The sequence below is a fragment of the Parafrankia sp. EAN1pec genome (genome assembly GCF_000018005.1).
In the GTDB taxonomy this organism is placed as follows: domain Bacteria; phylum Actinomycetota; class Actinomycetes; order Frankiales; family Frankiaceae; genus Parafrankia; species Parafrankia soli.
This window is the reverse complement of the sequence record NC_009921.1, coordinates 6,545,153-6,565,721: the sequence shown is the minus strand read 5'-3', so window position 1 is coordinate 6,565,721 and position 20,569 is coordinate 6,545,153. Positions and strand designations below refer to the sequence as shown.

The following is a 20,569-nucleotide window of genomic DNA, read 5'->3' as shown; positions in this document are numbered from 1 at the left end:
GCGCACCAGACGCGCGGACGGGTATTTCTCGGGGATTTCCGCGCCGACCGGGACGCCGGCACCGCGGCGGGGCCGGCGGCGGGGCCGGCGGCGTGCGATGACCTGCGCGTCGAGTGCTTCCGTGGGCTGCGTGCGGCTCGCGGATCAGATCGGCGATCGCTGCTTCCGACAGCCGGTCATCAACCGGGACATGTACCTCGCCGCCACCGAGCGGAACCCGCCGGGCCTGGTCCACAAGGAGACCTCGTACGCGCTGTTCATGCCGATCGCCGACCGGTACGCAACCAAGTACACCGTTCCGCGGGGACTGCTGCGGGGCGTGACGGCGCTCGAGAGCAACTGGGATCCCGGGGCCGTCGGCTACTGGACCAACTCCGATTTCGGGCTCTGCCAGTGGAACACCACACTGCCGGACGTGACGAAGGACCGGGCGCTCGATCCGTACTGGGCCCTCGATTCGACCGCCAAGGCGATGCGTGAGCGGTACGACTCCGACCGGTGGGGCCACAACTGGACGTACGTGATCGTCGCCCACAACGTGCCCACGTGGGCCGCCGAGTGGGCGCAGGGCAGGCTCTCGGCGACCAACCCCGACGACAGACCGAAGCTCGACCGCATGACCGGCTACCTGACCAACGTGCTCGCCCGGACCTGGTGACGGCACACGACTCAGCCGGAGGGGGACGGGCGGGCCTTCTGTACCTACCCGGCGCTGAACCGCACGACCCCGACGGGAGACGGCGGGGCGCCGGTGACCTGCGACGATGACAGGGACACACCCGGCCAGCGATCAAGGAGTCTGGCACTGACGCAGAAACCGGTCGGCCTGGTCGCCCGGATGGAACACCATCAGGTCGCGGTCTATCTCACTGCCATGACCGCCGGTGCCGTGCTCGGCCTTACGGCACCCGGCCTCGGACCGGGTCTGGAACACGCGATCAACCCGCTGCTCGGGGCGCTTCTCTACGTGACGTTCCTCCAGGTCCCCGCCGCCGAACTGGCCCGCTCCCTGCGCGACGGGCGGTTCCTCGCCGCCGCGCTGGTCGTGAACTTCGCAGTCGTGCCGCTTGTGGTCGCCGCGATGTTTCCGTTCCTGCCGGACGATCAGGCCGTCCGCCTCGGGGTGCTGCTGGTTCTGCTCTGTCCCTGCATCGACTGGGTCATCGTGTTCACCGGCCTTGCCGGAGGCAGCGGCCGGCGTCTGCTCGCCGCGACCCCGCTGCTCCTGCTCGCGCAGATGCTGGTCCTTCCCGTCCTGCTGTTCGCCTTCCTCGGCTCCGGCCTGGCCGACATCGTCGACGCGGGACCCTTCCTCCGGGCGTTCCTCACCCTGATCGTCGTTCCGCTGGCCCTGGCCTGGGTCACCCAGGGCTGGGCAGCCCGCAGGCCAGCCGGGCAGACCGTGTCGGAGACGGTCAGCACGGCGATCGTCCTGCTGATGGCCGCCGTGCTCATCGCCGTGGTCGCCTCCCAGCTCCCGAAACTCGACGGCAGGCTCGGTGACGTCGCCGCCGTCGTCCCGTTCTACCTGGCGTTCCTCGCCGTCATGGCGTTCACCGGGAAGGCACTGGCCCGTCTGTTCCGCCTCGACGTCCCCTCGGGACGGGCGGTGCTGTTCACCGGTGCCACCCGTAACTCCCTCGTCGTCCTCCCGCTCGCCCTCGCTCTGCCCGACGAGTTCGCCGTCGTACCGGTCGTCGTGGTCACCCAGACCCTCGTCGAAGTCCTCGGCATGGTCGCCTACGTCCGGCTCGTGCCACGACTACTCCCCACACCCCACCCCACCTGATCTGAGGTGGGAGACTTCCTGTGCCACTCCAGGAGTCCGATGATCAGATGTCGGGCTGCGGGCGGAGGCGGGCGAGGAGGCCGGCGGCCTGCTGGGTGACGGGGTGTTGGCGACCGAGGAGGCGACCGGCGTCCGCGTGGAGGCCGCGCAGGGTCACCTGGGCATCGGTGGCGTGACCGGCTGCCGCCTGGAACCGGGCGATCTCCAGGCGCACTGCCAGCGCGGGCTCGGAGTCGGGCCCGTACCTGCCGACGATCGGTTCGGTGAGCCGCAGGACGTCACGCAGGGCGTGGTCGAAGTCGCCGAGCTCGGCATGGCAGAAGGCGGCCTGTCGACGGCAGTTGATCGCCTCCTCGTCCTGCGGGCCCCGCACGTCTGCGAGGATTTCCGCGAGATGGTCCAGCTCGGGGAGGGCCTGGCGGAAGTCGCCGCCGTAGAACCGGGCGGCGGCGAGGGTGAGGCGCAGATCCAACAGCCGCGGGTCCGTCGGCGGGCGGCGGGCGGCGGCCGCGGCGAGGATGCCGGCGAGAAGATCGGCGGCCTGCGAGAACCGTTCCTCTTCGAGCAGCTCCACGGCCTGGCTGTGGGCGGCGTCCAGCTCGTCGTCGCGGAGGATCGTGGTGGAAGCGTCGGCGACACCAGAACCGGCGGGAGGCCGTGGCCGGGGGAGCGGTGCTCCTGGATGGCGGTATGGGCGCGTCGGGTCGGGCAGCGCGGCCGGCGCCCTGGAGTAGTCGGGTGCGCCCGGTGCGGCGGCGGGCAGGAACGGCACGAGCCGATCATGCACTTCCCAGGCGTTCGCTGGCCGGTCGACGGCCTCCTTTGCCAACAGGTCGAGGACGAGTGCCTCCAGGCTGGCCGGCACGTCCGGGCGCAGCTCGCGCACGGGCGTCGGCGAGGTGTGGAGGTGCTGGTAGATCAGGGACAGCTCGTCCGTCGCGCGGAACACCCGCTGCCCGGCCAGCAGCTCGTGCAGCAGGCAGCCCAGCGAGTAGAGGTCGCTGCGGGGGCTGACCGGCGTGCTCTTGATCTGTTCAGGGGACATGTACGGCTTGGTGCCGAGTACCTGCCCGGTGGTGGTGAGCTGGGCGACGTCGGTGCCGAGCACGGCGGCGATGCCGAAGTCGAGCACCTTGACGGTTCCCGCGCGGTCGACCATCACGTTCTGCGGTTTGAGATCGCGGTGGATGACCGGGATCGCGTGCGCGTGCGACAGCACGGCGCAGATCTGCGCGGCGATGCACACGACCCAGTCGAGGGGGAGCGGTCCGTCATGCTCGTGCCGGAGGTCGGAGAGGGACACTCCGTGCACGAGCTGCATCGCGATGTAGAGCATGTCGGACGTCTCGTCGAACGCCGCGTCGTAGACGGTGGGCACGCCGGGGTGTTCGATCTTCGCGGTGACCCGCGCCTCCCGGCGGAACCGGCTGATGAACCCGGCGCGGTCCGCGGACTCTACGATTTCCGGTCTGATCAGCTTGACCGCGATGTCGCGGTCGAGAACGGTGTCGTATCCGTGCCAGACCTGCCCCATCCCGCCTCGGCTGATGGGCGCGGTCAGCTCGTATCGCCCCGCGATGACCGTCCGCTGTCCTGGCACGCTCAGCCCCCTGACGGTTGGACGGGGAGGAACGGCGAGGCGTCACCGGCCCAGACGACGACGAGCGCGTCGCGGGCGCGGGACGCGGCGACGTAGAGCAGGAAGCGCTCGCGGGCGAGGGTGTCGTCCCGCTCGTCGTCGGGTTCGGTGGCGAGCACCCGTTCGGACGGGACGCTTTTGCGGTCGATGCCGAACAGCACCACCCGGCTGAACTCGAGTCCCTTGGCGCGGTGCATGGTCATGAGCCGGGGCGCGTCCGACCGGTGGGTGTCCCGGCCGCCCGCATGGCCGGGCAGGGCGTGGCCGGCGATCACCTGGGCCGCGATCCCGCGGTCGCGCAGCCCCTGCGCCACGATGTCGCGTTCCCGGGCGCTGCGGGTGAGGACGCCGACGCTGCCGGCCTCCACCCTGCCCTGCGCGTCGTCCAACCCAGCCCCAGCCCCAGCCCTGGTCCCAGCCCCAGCGCCAGCCGCCGAACTCGATCCGTTGCCGTTCGGGCCGGACGGCGGGCCGAACCAGCCGCGCAGCGTTTCGGCGGTGACGTCGAGTTCCTCGGTGAGCCCGGAGCAGGGGCGCAGCACGGGGGCCGGCCCGCTCATCGCGGAGCGGTAGCCGCTGGTGGCCTCGGCGTCGCCTTCCAGATCGGTGACGTCCGTGTCGCCGGCGAGAATGCCGACCGCGAACCGCAGGTTCTGCGCGGTGGTCCGGTAGTTGAGGGTCAGCCGCCGGCTGCGACCCCGCACCTGGATGCCGTAGCGGGAGAGGACGACCTTCTCGCCGTAGATGCGCTGGTGGGAGTCCTCGGCGAGGAACAGGTCGTCGGGGCCTTCGGCGACGAGGGCGCGCAGCAGCCGCCAGTGGCCGGGGTGCAGGTCCTGTGCCTCGTCGACGACGACGTGGTCGGCGGGCCGTGGGCCGCCCGCGGCGGCGAAGGCGTCGGCGCAGCGGGCGGCGAGGACGGCGATCTCGGCATAGCTCGCCGTCTGGCCCAGTGCGAGCTGGCGGCGGTACGCCTCCACCGCGTCCCAGATCGCCATCCGCTGCGCGCGGGAGAGGCGGGTGCCGCGCCCGGGCCGGGGCACCCGCAGGTACTGCGCGCGGGTGGTCAGGTCGTTCGCGAGGACGACCATGCGGTACTCGCCGCGCAGGAACGCGGGCCGGGCGAGATCACCGGTGAGTCCGGCGGCGCGGGCCGCATCCGTCCACATGGTGCGCTCGTCGGTGTCGGACAGCGGCCTCGGGACGGTACCGGCGGAGAGCAGATCACCCCCGGTGGCGGCCCGGATGTCGGCGGGCACGGTACCGAGCACGTCGAGGGCGAGCTGGTCGATCCCGCGGACGGTCACCCCGGCCTGGCCGAGGCGGCCCTGCCACACCGAGGCGTCCAGGGTCCGCAGGTCCTGGGCGAGGTTGTCGGCCAGGTTCCGGGTGAACGTGGTGAGCACGACCCGCGGCGCGGCCGGCGCGGTCGCGAGGCGGCGCGCCCGGTGCAGCGCGACGACGGTCTTGCCGGTGCCGGCCCCGCCGGAGAGCCGGTACGCCCCGCTGGTCCGCACGTAGGCGTACCGGCGCTGCTCGGGGTGCAGGAAGACGCGCCACTCGGCGAAGCTGCCGTCGAGGACCCGCCGCAGCTCGCTGTCGGTCTCGATGCGCACGAAATCCATCAGCGTGCTGGGCCGCCGCAGCGCCGCGGCGACGTCGGCGTCGCTGGCAGGCCTGGTGGGGACGTCGGCGTCGGCGTCGACGCCGATCCTCGTCCGGTCGGCCTGGTCGGCCTGGTCGGCCTGGTCGGCCTGGTCGGCCTGGTCGGCCTGGTAGGCCCGGTCGGGGCGCGCGGGGGCCTGCTCGGTCTCCGGGTCCGACAGGCCGAGCTGTTCGTGGATCTCGTGGATCGGCGTGCCGGTGGCGAGGGCGAGCAGCGCGTCGGCCTGCCACGGCGGTACCCGTTCGTCGCCGGCGGCGGCCACGAGCGCGTCCTCGTCCGGGCAGGTCACGGCCCGCCGGGCGAGCGTGGCGGAGAGGCCGAGGTCCTCGAGCTCACGCGGAGTGAACCCGGCCAGCGGGCCCTGCGGGACCCACCCCGCCGTGCCGTTCCCCTGGACGGGCCGCCGGCCGGGGGCGACCACCGGCGCCGCGTTCTCGATCACCTCGAGCACGCCGCTGACCGGGTTCGTGGTCAGTACGAGCCGTTGCGCCAGCGCGTTCGCCTCGTCGTGCGGGGCGACGGCCGCGAGCACGAAGTGCGGTTCCGGTGTCTCGGCGACCAGGAACATGACGGCGCGGAAGTTGTCGTTGACCCGCCCCGTGCGCACCCGCGGGTCGGCCGAGTTCCTGATCGGCTCGATGTGCAGGCCGGGGCTGGCCGGATCGGCCATCAGCTTGGTCAGGAAGTCCCAGGCCCGCTGCTTGAGCGAGCCGTCGATGTCCAGCCGCCTGCGGAACTGCCGCGACATGGTGATGTTGCTCATCGGGTTCCCTCCACCGGGATGTCCGTGCCGCCGCCGTCTGTGCCGCCCCCGCCGGCCGTCGCCAGCAGGCCGGCGACCCGCGCCGGGTCGGGGTCGGCGATCCGCCATCCGCCGCCGGTGAGCTCGGCCCGGAGCGCCCCGTCGACGTCCTCGGGATGGACGAGGACGGCGACGCGCGCGTCCGGCCAGGCGAGGTCGAGCGGGAAGCCGCCGGCTGTCTCGTGGCCCTGCTCGGGCAGCGGCACGCCGGCCCGCGCCAGCCCGCGCAGCAGCGTCTTCTCGGCGTCGTCGAGCGCGTTGAGGACGAGGTCCGCCCACGGCGGTGAGAGCGCGTCCTCCCGCGACGTCACCGCCGTGGTCTCCCTGTCCGCCCCGGCCCCGGTACCCGTGTCGGCCCGAGCCCCGGCCGCGTCGGCGCCCGGCCGGTCGGCACCCGCCGACCGGTCGTCCGTGCACTGCGACAGGGCGATCGGAAGGGCGGTGCGGGTGGCGTGGCCGAGGATGTTCGACAGCGCCAGCCAGCTTCGCCACGCCCGCACGCCGGCCTCGGTGGCCAGGCCGTCGTCCCGGTCGTCGAGAACGAGGACGCAGCCGAGGTCGTGCGGCGGCCGCGGCCAGCCGGCCGAGGCCGCCGCCAGCCCGTCGCGCCGCCAGACCCAGCCCTGCAGGTCACCGGCCGCGCCCCGGCCCGCGACGGCGTCCGGAACCGCGTGCGGGTCCAGTGCCGCCGCGGCGAGCCCGGCGAGAGCCGACCGGCTCGCCACCGGCGCCGGCCGGGCGTCGAACAGCGCGAACGGCAGCCCGTCCGCCAGCGCCCGCCACGCGTCCCGCCGCGGCTCCATCACCCAGTCGAGCAGCTGGGTGACCGCGTCGGCGGTGGCCAGCCCGTCCGACACCGAACCGGCGGGGATCCGCCCGGCGCGATGCTGGACGAGCCGGCGCCGGACGGCGTCGTCGTACCAGGCGGCGCCGGCAGCCGTCACCTGCTCACCGCGGGCGAGCGCCTCGAAGACCGCGACGTCGTCGTCGGTGACCGCCCACACCACATGCCCCGCCTCGCGCAGCGCGGCGCGTTTCGCCGCGTCGTCCGCGATCCGGTTGTGGGCGGGGGTGGCGTGCCAGGCCCGGCCGTCGGTGAAGACGTACACGCGGGGCACCGTCGGGTCCTCGCAGAGCAGCTCGAAGTCGGGCCGGCAGCCGGCCGCGCGGACCTGCGGCCGCAGCGTCCAGCGCCGGTGGACGGTGCCCGGCACCCCGAACCGCAGCTCCGTCCCGGTGAGCTGCGGGATCTCCCGCACGCTCGCCCCGCGGGCGCGCAGCGCGTCGGTGAACGTCCGCCGGAACCGCAGCTCCAGCGCGCTGTCGAGGGACGGCAGCGGGATGTCGGCGACCGACCGCAGCCCGACCGGCTCCCATCCGTCGCCGAGCACCTCGGTGAGCATCTGCTCGGCCCGCGCCCGGGACGTCCGCTCGACCAGCGCCGGCGGACTGAACGGCAGCAGGCACCGGGAGCAGGCCAACAGCCCGTCCTCGGCGCACCCGCACCGGGCGACCACGCCCCGGGCCGCGGTGAGCAGCTCCCGGACCCGGCTCGGCCGGGCCAGATCGGCGAGGTAGCCCGTCCCGCCGGGGACACGGTCGTGCAGCAGCAGCGCCGTCCGCTCACTGCCGCCGACCGGCATCCGCACCTCCAGGACGTCGAGATGATCCGGCGCGCCGCCGAGCAGCTCACGCAGGCCGAGTAGCAGCGCCGCCCGGAACGACGGCCCGGCGAACTGGTCCAGCGTGAACTGCGGCGGCAGCAGGATCCGCACCCCCTGCGTGCGCAGCGACCGCCCGAGCGCCAGCTCCGTCCACGGGACGTCGATGCGGGTGCGGTGCGGGCACCAGGCGCGGTGCCGGGCCTGCTGCGGGTCGCGCACCCCGAGCTGCGCCGCCGGCACGATCCCGCAGCCGGGGCAGATCAGGAACAGCGGCGCCCGCACCGCGGTACCGGCCAGCATCCGTTCCGGCGCCTGCTCGACGGCGCGCCCCACGTTGACCCAGCGCACCTCGAGCTGGCGGACGTACTCGGCGCCGAACGGGTAGCCGCCGAGGTGCCAGGCGTCGCTGATCTGCTCCGGATCGACGTCCGCGGCGGCGACGACGGTGAACGGCAGCCGCTCGCGGTCGTCGTGCGAGTCGGAGATGATCGCCGCGTCCCGGGACACCTGCGCGGAGACCTTCTCCAGCGGCAGCACCGGCAGCGCCTGCCCGGTGTCGGTGATCCCGGCGTCCCCGCAGCGCGGGCAGGTCGCCGGGACGGCCGGCTCGTCGCCCAGGGAGCGCCGATGCACCCGCGACCAGCCGCAGGACGGGCAGACCCGCCAGGTCTGGAGCAGGCCGTCGAGGTCGGTGCCGATGCTGACGGCGTCGATGCGCACCGCCGTCGCCTGGGCGTAGAAGGTGGCGCCCGGCGCCCACTCGGTGAGCGCGAGCGCGCTGCCCCGCCGGTAGGTGCGCGGCTCCTCGTGGTACTCCTGCGTGTCCTGGTCCATCCACTGCAGGGCGACGTCGAGGGTGACGGTGTCGTCGAGCAGGGTGTAGTTCGGCAGCACGCCGCGTTCCTCCAGCGCGCTGACCCAGAACTGGGTGGCCAGCGCGCTGCGCCGGTCGCGCAGGAACCGCAGCTCGGCACGGGCCAGCCGGTGGGCGGTGACGTCCTCGGCGGTGGCGGTCGGGCGGTTCGCGGCGACGGCCAGCTCGGGCATGCTGTCCTGCAGGGCGTTGCGCCGGTGCCCCAGCTCGTCGGCCTCCCGCCGGTACTCGACGGCCGCCCGCCGCAGCAGCCTCGCCAGCCCGGAGACCGCCTCCGGCTCCCCGCTCGCCTCCTGCGCCCCGCTCGTCTCCGGCGCCAGACCTACGCCGGCCCAGGTACGCAGATGGTCGGCGGTGTCGGGGCGCACCGCGGCGCCGAACAGGGCCAGGAACTCCTCGGCGTAGGCCGCCGCGTTCGCGTGGGCGTCGGCGAGCAGGTCGCCCATCCAGGTGCCCGGCGCCCAGCCGGCCTCGGGGAACATCGTGGCGGCGGTCCCCGGGTCCGCCGCGCCGCCGCGGGAACGCCGGTCCACCAGCCAGGCCACGTACTGGCGTTCCAGGATCTCCACCGCGTCCAGGTAGGTCGCCGGCGGCCGGACGTCCCCGTCGATGAGCGCCAGCGGGTCGGCGAGGCGCTGCGTGTCGTGCCCCCGGCCCTTCACATAGGCCAGGACCAGCGCGTTCCCCGTCAGCCGCCCGGCCCGCCCGACCCGCTGCACATAGGAGGCGACGGTCCGCGGCAGCGACCCGAGCATCACCGTCGACAGGTCACCGATGTCGATGCCCAGCTCCAGCGTCGGCGTCGCCGCCAGCACGTTCGGGACGGCCGGCCCGCCCCCCTCGCGGAACTGCCGCTCCACGTCGAGGCGGACGTCGTCCGGCAGCAGCGAGGTGTGCTCGTGCGCCACCACCCGGCGCATGTCGACACTGCGGTACAGATGCCGGTAGTAGTCGTCGCCGCGCCGGGCCCGGCGCAGCCGCCCCGGGCACGCCTGGCGCAGGCAGGCGGCGTCCGCCAGGTCGTCGACGGTGCGCCGGGTGCCCGGGGTGAGCGTCTGGCACACGTCGCAGCGCAGCGCGAGCACCCCGCCCGCGAGCAGCTCGGGGTCGGCCACGCTCACCACGACCTGCGCCGGGTCGAGCAGGAACACCGTCGCGTTCGTCTCGGTGCGCCGCCGCGACAGCCAGCCGGCGTCCGCCATCTCGTCGAGCAGCGCCCGGGTCACCAGCCCGCCGTCGCGTGCCGTGAGCCGCAACTGCCGCTGCGCCCAGCGGGCATACCAGGACGACGCCCCGGTGATGCTGTCGAATGTCGCCGCCGGTGTCGACGTCCGTCCCGTCGTCGGGAACGTCGGCGCGGGCCGGCCCGGCGGGAACGCAGGCAGCCCCTCGCCGCGTGCCGCCCGCCGGCCCCCGGTGAGGAACCAGCGGTTGCCGTCATGCTCGACGAACGACTCCAGCCAGCGATGCCAGATCCCGCCCTGAACGCGGACCCGTTCGAGCACCCCGCGTGCCCACGCCGCCAGCCGGGCGTCGTCGAGCGCCGCGCCGAGCGCGTCGTCGTTCTCCGCCGACAGCGAATGCTGCTGGCGGGCCCGCGCCACCGCCCTGGCCGCCACCCGCGCCAGCGCGTCCGCACCGCCGGTGTCGACCTCGGCGACGGCCGCGCCGGTCAGCTCCAGGGTGCGCCCGGTGCGGGCGTTGAGCCCGAACTCCAGCGCCGCGTCGAACGCCAGCCGCCGCTCGACGAGCCGCTGCGCCTGCGCGCGCTCATGCGCCCCGCCCGCCGGCTGCCAGTAGCGCTGGAACCCCGCCCACTGGGCGAGTGCCGGCGGCACCAGCCGGTACCGGCGCACCGGGTCGTCACCGGCCCGGTCCATCGCCTCCCGGGCCAGGTCGGCGACGGCGAGCGGCCCGCGGCTGTCGATCGTGTCGAACAGCGCCGCCCGCAGGCTCAGCGCATGCGACCGCGCCTGGACGAACCCGGCGGTGTGCGCGGCGTCCTGCACACTGTCGGTGAACAGCAGCGTCTTCTTCTCCGCGGTGTCCAGATACGCCGAGCCGAACAGCGCCGACAGCGACACCGACGTCAGCGTCGACACCCCGCTGCCGAGGAAGCGGATGCCGTCCGGCTGGCGGCAGGACGGGCAGGTCTGCGCCCGCGCCGCGGTGTCGTCCTCCCAGGCCGTCAGCACCGGGATGTGGGCGCTCTCATCCGGCTCGCCGTCGGTCGCCGGGTGCGTCGTGAGGATCAGCGTCGACGTGTTCAGCCACAGCAGACCCTCGACGGACGTCGCTTCAGTCGTCTCGGTTGTCTCGGTTGTCTCAGGGGCGTCGGTGGCGTCGGCGATCACGGCGGCGGCCTCGCCCGGGGCGTGCAGCAGTGCACGGAAGCGCTGGTCACCGGCGCGAGACGCCCGCCGGACGGTCGTCTCCGTGGCGTCGATCGCCCGCCCCACCAGGGTGCGCAGCGCCCCCCACCCGGCCCGGCCGCAGTGGCGGCAGTACAGCGCCGGCAGGTACAGGTCGAGGTCGGCGTGCGCCCCATCATCCGACCAGCGGAACGCCGGTGTGGGCGACACCCGACGGTCGATGCGAGTCACCTCCCGGACCCACAGCTGCGTGTCCACCCCCAGCAGCCGGCGTCCCGCCGCCGGCTCGGCGTTCGCCCGCGCCCGCGCCTGGGAGAGCAGGCCGAGGTAGGCCTCGACGACAGCCATCCCGTCCGCGCGCCCCGGGCTGGTGTCGTCGGGCAGCACCTTCTTCGCGAGATCCCGTACCGATTTCGGGTGCAGCGCCGCGGTGAGCAGGCCCTCGGTGAGCGGATGCGCGGCCAGGACGGCGGGAAGCCGGTCACCGCGGCGCAACCGGCGGATCTCGGCGGCGGAGAACTCCGACCCGTCGACGTCCCGGGCTACCAGCGCGCCGAGCAGCACGTCCGCCACCTGCTCTGGGCCCTCCGGGACGGCCTCGCGGACGGTCTCGGCGAGCAACCGGGTGGCCGGCAGCCGCCGGATCACCACACCAGGTGTCGGACGGCTGTGCTCGCGGCGCCAGTCGTCCGGCGCGGTCCGCTGCTCGACGACCACCGCGTCCGCCTCGAACGGGCGCCCGAAAACGGTCTCGGCGAACGCCCGCATCGCGGCGAACGGCTCGCCCGCGCCGCCTTCCTCGCTCTCGTCCTCGTCCTCCGCTGTGGCCTCGGCTGCGTTGGTCGTGTCCTCGGTGCCACTGCTTGCGCCGCTGCCAGCGCCGAGGGTCGCGGAGGTGGCCACCGGCACCACGTCACCCAGCGGAGCGCCGGGGCGTGCCACGCCCAGCATCGACCCGAGCCGGCGCAGCAGCATCGCCACATCGGTGCCCTGCGCGCCGTCGTAGGTGTGGAACTCGTCCAGGCACACATAGGTGAGAGACGCCTGCGCGCCCTCCCACAGGCCGCGGTCGTTCGCGCGCAGCAGCAGGTGGTCGAGCATCTTGTAGTTCGTCAGCAGGATGTCCGGCGGATCGGAGCGCATCACCTCCCGGGAGGTGATCAGACCCGCCTGGCTGACCTGCGTGCGCTGGCCCTGCTGCTCACCGGTGTAGATGCCGGCGGTCAGGCCGCCCAGACGCGGGTCACCGGTCAGCATCTCGGCGAGCCGGCCGGCCTGGTCGTTCGCCAGCGCGTTCATCGGATAGAGGATCAGCGCTTTCATCCCGCGCTGGCCCTGCTGCCGCATCCGCAGCGCATGATCGATGATCGGGACGAGGAACGCCTCCGTCTTGCCCGACCCGGTACCCGTCGTGACGATCGTCGGCCGCGGCCGGCCGTGCTTCGACGACAACCGCTCGAACGCCTGCGCCTGATGCACGTACGGGACGAAGTCCTTCGGCCACCAGTCCAGCGGAACCATCCAGGTCCCGTCCGCCGGCCGGAACGGCAGCCGCAGCCGGGCATACGGGCCGCGGAAAATGCCCTCCTCCGGGTCACCGAGGAACGTCGTCAGCGCGGCGCGGACGTCGTCGTCGGTCAACGCGAAGGTGGTCGCCAGGTAGTCCGTCAGGGCACGGCGAAGGTCAGCCGCCTGCAACGACGGCAGCAGCGGAGCGGTCATCAGGGCAGCTGCTCCTCTGCCTGGACCTGCGCCTTCTTCGCTTCCCGCTCGGCGGTCAGCCGGCTGAAGTGCTCGTGCGCGATCCGCAGGTCGGCCTCCCGGTTCACCCCGCTGAACGGCCCGACGTAGGTGCGATCGGGCCCGTTGAGCGTATGGACCCGCTCCCCGGCCGCGGTCGCCTTGTCGAGCTGCTTCACGAGATCGACCGGCAACTGCCGCCCGAACGAGTCGTACCGCGCCTTGCGCTCGTAATCCTGCAGGACGGGAAACTGCGTCCGGTAGACGGTGACCAGCTCGTCAGCGGTAAGCCCGAGCATCACCGCCACGATCGCGTCGATCTCGACAAGCGCCTGCCGCCTATCCGCCGCCCGCCGCAGTGGCGTGCCCCACTCCCACCCTGCGGTGATCATTCCAATGTCCGGCCGCTCGCGATAGGCCACCCCAACCCCCGGAACCCACCGATCGTCCCGCCAGGTGGGCGAGTACAGCTCCTCCCACAATGATGCGTACGGTCGTACCAGACAGTTGAGTCGCAACGTTCGCACCATTAGTTCGGGCTGCAGTTCGTGTCTTTTTACGTGTGGAAGTTTTGTCATTACCGAGAGTGATATGTGGCTGGAATTGCCGTTCTTGACAAGGAAGTCGGCAACGAGGGAAGCGGATGTTCCGGCGGCAATGACAAGGTTCATCGGATCTGAGGTCGACAAGGTATTTACGGCGTGAATGTGAGCCGGTCCCGGCGGTATCAGTGCAGTCTGGAGGCTTCGCGCGTTACCTGGATCAGCCATTTCTCGCCAGGCTATACGAAATTTTTTAGTACTAGGAGAACCGTCCCAATGTGGGTATGCAGTGTGGTATTCGTCGGCGAGTCGGGAGCGTTGATAGATAGTCCTAGGGATGAAGCTCTCCGGGAGCTCGTCCAAGTCTATCGGTTCGGTATCCTGGCGGTTCTTAGACGTCTCGGTAGCCTGCTGAAACAAGGGTGCTGCAACGGTAATATGAGTGCCTTGTAGAATCACGTCTGACCATGCTGAAGGCGTTGCGGGGCGGCGTTCGAACCACCCTCTCCGGCGATCCGCTGATTCATGCCAGCCGGCCGTCCAGTTGATATCGAGAGAACCTAGTCGCGGAGCTTTGGAGAGCTTGGCCAGTACGGTCGCACTGGAGGCATTGATCGGAAATAGCATCCTTGCCTCGTCGTGAGGCGTACCAGGTTTATCTAGTAGTGTTGCCCACTCGGTAAGGATTTCTTTGTTGACAGATGTTATGCGTGCACGGTGTGGCCGGGTGTCCCAATGTCCTTGATCGTCCTTGATTCCAGGTTCGCTTCCCGATCCATCATGCAATAGGGATCGCTCTGGAATGAATGGCTCGTATAGCCATGTCGCTTGCATGAGTTCTATTGCGGGTTGCGATTTCCCGTAGATGTGCACCCCGAACTCTTTTGCGTGATGCACCTCTTCGAATAGTTTTCTTTCATTTCGGTAGTGCCAGTGGCGGCGAAGTCGGTGGTATGCTTCTCTGCGGAATTTTGCGGCTCGCAATTCCGTGAAATGAGATCCCGGGTGGATCAGAGAGATGATCCCGTCCGGATGTGTCAAACGCCAGGAACCGTCCATGAAGCAGCGGTACAGATCCGGCTGAAGGCCGTGTAGCAGGGGTCGTTCGACCGAACTTCCGAGGTGGGCGGTGAGGCCAGCTTGTTCGGCTCGCTGGTCGAGGTACCAAGTCTCCGCTGAGGGAACGCGAAAGGTGTGTTTCCGGCGTTCAAGCTTCAGCTCCTCGGCAATGTTAGGGACTAGGGTCCACCATGGGTCGGACTCTGCAAGAACGCCGGCTTCGTCCCAGTCGGGGCGGACCCAGGGGGGGTTTCCTACCTGGAGGTCGAAGCCGCCGCGGGTGAAGACCTGGGGGAAGTCGAGTTCCCAGTGGAAGAAGCCCTGGCGGTCGGCGATCTCGGCGGCCACCCCGAGCCAGGAGATGCGGCTCAGTGCCTCCTTGACGGGCATCGCGTCGGCGAAGCCGAGGTCGAGGTCTTCGGCGTCGTCGAGTCCTCGCCAGGAGAGGTCGTCGGCGAAGCCGGTCTGGCCGTCGCTTTCCTTCCGGCCGGGCTTCGTGGTCTTGCCGAGCAGGGCTTCCAGGCCGCCGATCCAGGCGTCCAGATCGGGGGGCGGGACGTCGGTGGTCAGTGGCCAGGACCAGAGGGCGCACCAGGCGTCCATCACGCGGCGCAGCCGTCGGTAGGCGCTGTTCGGGTTGTGCAGGACGGCTTCGACCTGCTCGCGGGTCACCGGCTCGCGGGGCGGTTCCGCGGAACCGTCTGCGCCCCACACCGATGTGGCGCGACGGATGCCGGCCTCGGCGATTTCCAGGCGGCGCCGCGCGAGTTCCCACAGCACCTCGACGCGTAGGGCGAGCCGCGCCAGCCGGTTCTGCTGCTCCTTGCTCGGGGTACGGAGCACCCCGGCCCGCCAGGCCCGCAGCCTCTCCCGGGACTCAGGTGCATACGTTTTCGCCTCCGCGGTGTCGACGACCGCGCCCCATCCAGCCGCCGGCAGCAGGAAGTGGTGAATGCCGGTGCCGACCGGGGGCGTCGAGCCCGGCGCGTCCGGGTTGTGCAGGCCGACGTCCGTCGGAACGGTTGTCAGCCATTCCTTCTTCTTCAGCAGTGCCGGTGCGTAGACGGCGCGGCGGGCGCCGATCAGGCTGTTGCCGCGGCGCAGGTGCAGGCCGAACCAGGGTGCGGCGAGGCCGGCCTGCATCGTGTCGAGCCACAGGGAGACCTCGGCGAGCTCGACGGCGGTGGCGTTCAGGTCCACCCCGTACACCTGGTGCAACGCCAGATATGCCTTCACCCGTTGCAGTTCGGCCGGGTACTGCTCGGCGGGGATGCGTTCGCCACGCTCGTCCTGCGCCCGGCTCAGGTAGGCGGCGGCGAGCTGGCGGACGGCCTCGATCGCGAACGCGCCCGACCCGAGCGCCGGCTCGCAGATGGTCATCGCCAGGATGTCCGCGGCGCGGGTCTTCGTCCCGTCCTGGTCGAGCAGTTCCTCGATGGCGTGGTGCACGACCGAGCGGGTGAGGACCTCCGGCGTGTAGTACGACGCCGACTGCTGCCGCTCCCGCCCGGCGAGCCGGTACACGAACGACCCGCGCGGATGCAGCCTCGGCTTCGGCTCGCCGGTGTTCTCGTCCCGGTCGAGGACGAATGAGTCGGCGGGCACCTCGTTGACGCGCTCGGCGGGCAGCAGCCACGTTCCGCCGGACGGGTCGCCGCCCTTCGCGACCTCGTACAGGTCGGTGTCGGCGATGATCCCCGACCAGGACATCAGCCCCTCGTAGACGGCGCCGAGCTGGTTGATGCCGAGCTCGCCGTAGGAGATGAACCCGCGGTCGCTGCCCTTCTTCACCTTCGTCAGCAGCAGGTGGCGCAGCACCCGCTGCAGCGCCTCGTTGCCGAGGCCGACCTCGTCGATGAGCGCCGTGGCGTCCGCCGCGAACAGGTCGGAGCGCAGCGGTTGGAACACCAGCCCGTCCCCGCCCGGCGCCACCGACTCGGCGCCCGTGCCCGTGCCCGTGTCGGCGTCCGCGTTCGTGCCCGTGCCCGTGCCCGTGCCCGTGGTGTGGCCCTTGTCGACTAGGACGAACAGCCGGTGCAGCGACTCGTACAGGTGCCGGCCGCGGCGGGCACGATCCGACGACAGGTCGGTGAGGATCAGGTCGCGCAGCCGGTCCAGCCCGTAGCCGGCCTGGTATTCGGGCGCCTGGACGGGCAGCACCTCCAGCTGCGGCGACGCCTCCGCGTACAGCAGGAACAGGATCCGGTACAGGAACCGCAGCGACTGCCGCGTCAGGTCCCGGCCGAGGTTCGGGACGTCGAGGACGTCCAGCCCCGCCGCCCGCCGCCGCGCCACCACCTCGTTCGCGATGATCTCCACCGACAGTCGGACACCCTCGCGCAGGTCCGCGGAGACGCCGACGGTGTGCTGTACCGACTTCTCCAGCAGGCCGAGCCACGGGGCCACGCCGTCCTCGGCCGGCAGCAGCAGGTCCGGCCCGGCCATGGCGGCGACGTGCTCCAGCTCGCCGGCCGCCCGGACGTCCCGCCGGTCGACGACGACACCCAGGTCGACGGCGAGCCAGCGCCCCTCCGGCCACCGGCCGCGCTCGGCGAGTAGCACCCATCTGCCGGCCTGTACCAGCACGAACGGCGGGGCGTCGTCGGTCAGGAACACACTGGAGACGACCTTCGCGAGGGCCGCCTGCGGCTTGCCGTCGACGACCGCCGGGTCGAGGAGCTGCCCGACCCGCGGCCCGGCCGCGTCCGGCGTGGTCAGGATGTCCTCGACCGCCCCGGCGGGGGTGGCTTCCAGGATGAGCAGCGCCGTCCCGGTGGGGGAGGGGTGCACCACCGCGGCGGGCAGCCGCACCTCGTCCCCGGACCGGTCCGATACCCAGGACGTCGGCTCCCGGTCGAGCCGCAACGCCCGGCGCACCTCACGGTGTACCTCGCGGACGTCCTCGTCGGACGGCCGCTCACCCAGCCCGCCGAACAGCCGCGCCAGCGGGGTGGCCGCGTCGCGCAGCGCCGAGCGCGCGGTGGGATGGCCGTCGTCCTCGTCGGCCTTCCACCGGACGCGCAGCGCCAGCACCTCGGCGAGGAAGCTGCCGGTGCGGGCGTCGGAGGTCAGGTAGTGCTCGGAGATCCACGACTCGCCGACGACCACCGCGTCGAAGCTGGGCATCAGACGTTCCCCCCGTCGGTCGTCCCGGTGCCGATCTCGGTGCCGGCCGCATCGCCGTCGCTCCTGCCGCCGGCGGTCGCCGGGATCACGACGGCGAGCGGGCGCAGCAGCCGCTGGCTGGCGCGCAGCGACCGCGCGATCTCCTCCTCAAGGCTGACCTGCTTCGACAGCCGGCGGACCTTCGCCAGCCCCGGCCCCGTCATCTCGAGTTCGAGCTGCGCCGCCTGCTCCCGCCAGCGGGTCCGCCGGGTCGACCAGTCCGCCAGCCGCCGCTCCAGGTCCGAGTGCTGGATGTCCTCGGCCATGTCGAGGTCGCGGGCCGCCGCGTCGATCGCGGCCGGCACCAGCGCGCGCAGCTCGTCGGTGGCCACGGCCGCGCCCGGGTTCACCGCGGGCTCCCGCTCGCCGGGCCCGGGGATCAGCCCCGTGCCCGCGAACAGCTCCAGACCCTCGACGACCTGCGCGATCGGCAGATCGGCCCGTCCGGTCGGGAACTCGACGACGACCATCTGGCGGGTCACGACCTGGCCGCGCCGGTTCATCAGCGTCGCGATCACCAGCACCCGCGGGACGTCGACCGGCCCGCGCACCAGCGGCACCTCGTTGCGGCCGCCGGCCGCGAGCACCTTGTCCGCCGCCCAGTCGAGCACCGGGTGCAGCGGGGAGAGGAAATGCGCCTCCGGCCACGTGGACGGGGTGGGCGCGGTGACCTCGCGGGCCCTCGCCGGACGTCCCCTGCGACCCGCCGGTGTGACGCCCCCCGGCCCGCTCGCGGCCGTCCCAGCCGCAGTCGTCCCAGCCGCAGTCGTCGCAGCCGCGGTCGTCGCGGCGGCCACCAGCGCCGGCCGTCCCGGGCCGCCGCCGGTCTGCCCCTCGCGTGCCGCGCGCAGCCCGTCCAAGGCGACCGACGGTGTCACGGCGAGCAGCAGCTGCTCGCGGATCCCGCGTTCGGCGACATACGACGCCGGCAGTGCGTCGAGGCGCACCCGCAGGTCACGTGGCGGTCGGAGCGCGATCAGACTTTTGTCCCGGAAGACCTTCCAGCCGACGCCGCCCCGGGCGGGATCCTTGTCGTCCGGCGCGCGGGCGGGATCGTCGTACACCTCGGCGACCGCGTCGGCGAGGAAGTCGGCGTCGGTGGGGTACAGCGACTCGCGGGGCCGGTCCGGGGGAGCCGGCGGCAGGTCGTCGCCGGCGGCGGCGAACTCCTCGTCGAAGAACCCGAAGAACTCCTCGGAGCCCTGCCCCGAACCCGGGTCGGGGACGACCTCGTCCAGGTTCTGGCCGCGCGCGAGCGCGTCCCGGATCGCGTCCTCCTCGCCGCTCGCCGAGTGCAGGTGCATCAGCGTCGCCGCGTCGCCCAGTGTCGTGTGGGCGAGATGCTCCTTGGCCAGCAGGCGCTGCAGCACCCGCACGTCACCGCTGAACCGGTCGTCGGACGGCACCAGCGCCAGTGCCGCGATCTGCGGCGGATGCTTCTGGCCGTAGCGGTCGATGCGCCCGTTGCGCTGCTCGATCCTGATCAGCGACCACGGGATGTCGACATGGACCAGGTGGTGGCACTGCGCGTGCAGGTTGACGCCCTCACTGGCGACATCCCCGGTGATCAGCAGCCGGACCGGGCTCGCCGTGGTCTTGAAGTCGTCGACGATCCGCTCCTGCTCGACATCCGGCAGGCCGCCGTGCATGACGGCGATCTGATCCTTGGCGAGGCCCAGGCGCTCGGGGAGCTCGCTGGCGAGCCAGCGCAGGGTGGCGACCCGCTCGGCGAACAGCACCGCGCGGGTCGCCGAGCGGGCACCGACACCGATGGTGCGCAGGTACTCGGCGAGCGCGGTGAGCTTGGCGCTCTCCCCGGCCAGGGCCAGCTCGGTGAGGTCACGCAGGCGCTCGAGGGCCCGCCGCTCCAGCTCGTGATCGCCGCCGCCGTTCCTCTCCCCTGCCCCGCCGCCGCTTCGGGACGCGAGCCGCTTGAGGCGGGCCTCGGTCGTCTCCAGCAGCGCGGCCGGGGAGGAGAGGGACGCCTTCGCCAGCGTCCAGGGGAACAGCGCCGACCCGCGGCCCGCGACGGGGGACGGGCCCTGTGGGTACAGCCAGGTCCGGGAGATCTCCGTGGCGATCGCGTCCTCCGCCGGCGACGCGGCCACCGGGATCACCACGGGCTCGGGACGCAGCGCCCAGTCGGCGCCGACCTCCGCGGCGACCTCGGGGGAGTGGCGGTGCCGGCGGATGAACAGCCGCTCCACGTCAGCGACGTCGTACTCGCCGTCCGGGCCTACAGCCGTCGGGTCGAGCAGCCGCAGGAGTTCCGCGAACGACTCCTTCTTCCCGTTGTGCGGCGTCGCCGATGCCAGGACCAGCGCTTCCGTGTTCGGTGCGAGAACCCGCGCGAGTTCGTTGTTCAGCGTGCCGGTGTTCGTCAGGTTGTGTGATTCGTCGATGACGACGACATCCCAGCGGTGCCGCTCCAGAAAGGACCGGTAGCGCGGCGATTTCAAGGTGTCGATCGAGACGATGATGCGGCGGTAGAACGTGAACGGATTCCTGCTCGCCGGCAGGTTCTGCCGCACCCGCTGCAGACCATCACTGTCGAGCCGGACGAGCGGCAGTCCGAACCGGCACCACAGTTCGTGCTGCATCTGTTCGAGGACGTGCCGCGGGGTCACCACCAGCACCCGGTCAGCCCGCCCGCGCCGGGTCAGCTCGGCGAGCAGCATCCCGATCTCCAGGGTCTTGCCGAGGCCGACGGCATCCGCGATGAGGACACGGGGCCGCAGGTTCGTCGGGGACAGCGCGTGCGCGACCGCCCGCCGCTGGTAGTCGAGGTGCGTCGCCAGCATCCCGTCGGAGACGGTCAGCGAGGTCTCGCCGGCCGGCATCGGCGTCCTGCGTAGTGTCGCCTCCAGCCACAGCCGGGTGCGCCGGTGCCGCGGGGAGCCGTCCGGGAGCAGTTCTGCCTCGCGGGGGTCCAGCAACTCGATGTGGTCGAGCCCGCTGAAGAAGGTCGCCGTGGTCTCCCGCACGAGCTCACCGAGGCCGACCACGTCCAACCGCCAGCCATCCGTGCCCTGCTCGGCCCCCGTGACCAGCCATTCTTCGTCCCGGACCACCACGATCGAACCCGGCGCGAACGTAGTCACGTAACCCCCGCCCCCCTGAGCCCTCATGCGCGGGTGGCATAAGGCACGAGAATTTACCCTATAGAGCCATCAATGCCAGCAGTCCGCGGACGCACATGATGCACGGAAAGTAATCATGCGGCGGAAAATGGTCGCAGATCGTCACGTCGGCCGGGT

7 protein-coding genes are annotated in these 20,569 nt (G+C 72.1%); 2 read left to right on the top strand and 5 right to left on the bottom strand.

Features of this window, described 5'->3' with window-relative positions; genetic code table 11:
- The first annotated feature begins 130 nt into the window (after positions 1-130).
- A complete protein-coding gene (locus FRANEAN1_RS26765) occupies positions 131-658 on the top strand; it encodes a transglycosylase SLT domain-containing protein (protein ID WP_347176772.1) in 528 nt (175 codons plus the stop codon).
- 147 nt (positions 659-805) lie between these two features.
- The gene (locus FRANEAN1_RS26760; RefSeq protein ID WP_041256572.1) at positions 806-1,789 is read left to right on the top strand and encodes an arsenic resistance protein; all 984 of its coding nucleotides are present in this window, start codon (positions 806-808) and stop codon (positions 1,787-1,789) included.
- Between the two features lie 43 nt (positions 1,790-1,832).
- Here the strand turns inward: FRANEAN1_RS26760 and FRANEAN1_RS26755 are convergent, their stop codons facing one another.
- From FRANEAN1_RS26755 to FRANEAN1_RS26735, 5 genes are read right to left on the bottom strand one after another with little or no spacing between them, the layout of a single operon-like run.
- On the bottom strand, positions 1,833-3,389 hold the full coding sequence (locus FRANEAN1_RS26755) for a serine/threonine-protein kinase (protein WP_020462887.1): 1,557 nt from the start codon (positions 3,387-3,389) through the stop codon (positions 1,833-1,835).
- 2 nt (positions 3,390-3,391) lie between these two features.
- Entirely contained in the window at positions 3,392-5,857 is a 2,466-nt protein-coding gene (locus tag FRANEAN1_RS26750) for a 3'-5' exonuclease (RefSeq protein ID WP_020462886.1), read from the bottom strand.
- Positions 5,854-12,528 (bottom strand): DEAD/DEAH box helicase, encoded by a 6,675-nt coding sequence (locus FRANEAN1_RS26745; RefSeq protein WP_020462885.1) that lies wholly within the window; start codon positions 12,526-12,528, stop codon positions 5,854-5,856. Before FRANEAN1_RS26745 ends, FRANEAN1_RS26750 begins: the two co-directional genes overlap by 4 nt.
- A complete protein-coding gene (locus FRANEAN1_RS26740; RefSeq protein ID WP_020462884.1) occupies positions 12,528-17,273 on the bottom strand; it encodes a restriction endonuclease subunit M in 4,746 nt (1,581 codons plus the stop codon). Before FRANEAN1_RS26740 ends, FRANEAN1_RS26745 begins: the two co-directional genes overlap by 1 nt.
- Positions 17,273-20,413: a helicase-related protein gene (locus tag FRANEAN1_RS26735; protein ID WP_020462883.1), complete on the bottom strand. Its 3,141-nt coding sequence runs from the start codon at positions 20,411-20,413 to the stop codon at positions 17,273-17,275. The genes FRANEAN1_RS26740 and FRANEAN1_RS26735 overlap by 1 nt, the downstream gene beginning before the upstream one ends.
- Positions 20,414-20,569 lie beyond the last annotated feature (156 nt).

Bases quoted from the DNA above. Each gene is read 5' to 3' on its own strand.
- FRANEAN1_RS26740 (WP_020462884.1), bottom strand. From the start codon at position 17,273: ATGCCCAGCTTCGACGCGGTGGTCGTCGGCGAGTCGTGGATCTCCGAG.
- FRANEAN1_RS26745 (WP_020462885.1), bottom strand. From the start codon at position 12,528: ATGACCGCTCCGCTGCTGCCGTCGTTGCAGGCGGCTGACCTTCGCCGT.
- FRANEAN1_RS26750 (WP_020462886.1), bottom strand. From the start codon at position 5,857: ATGAGCAACATCACCATGTCGCGGCAGTTCCGCAGGCGGCTGGACATC.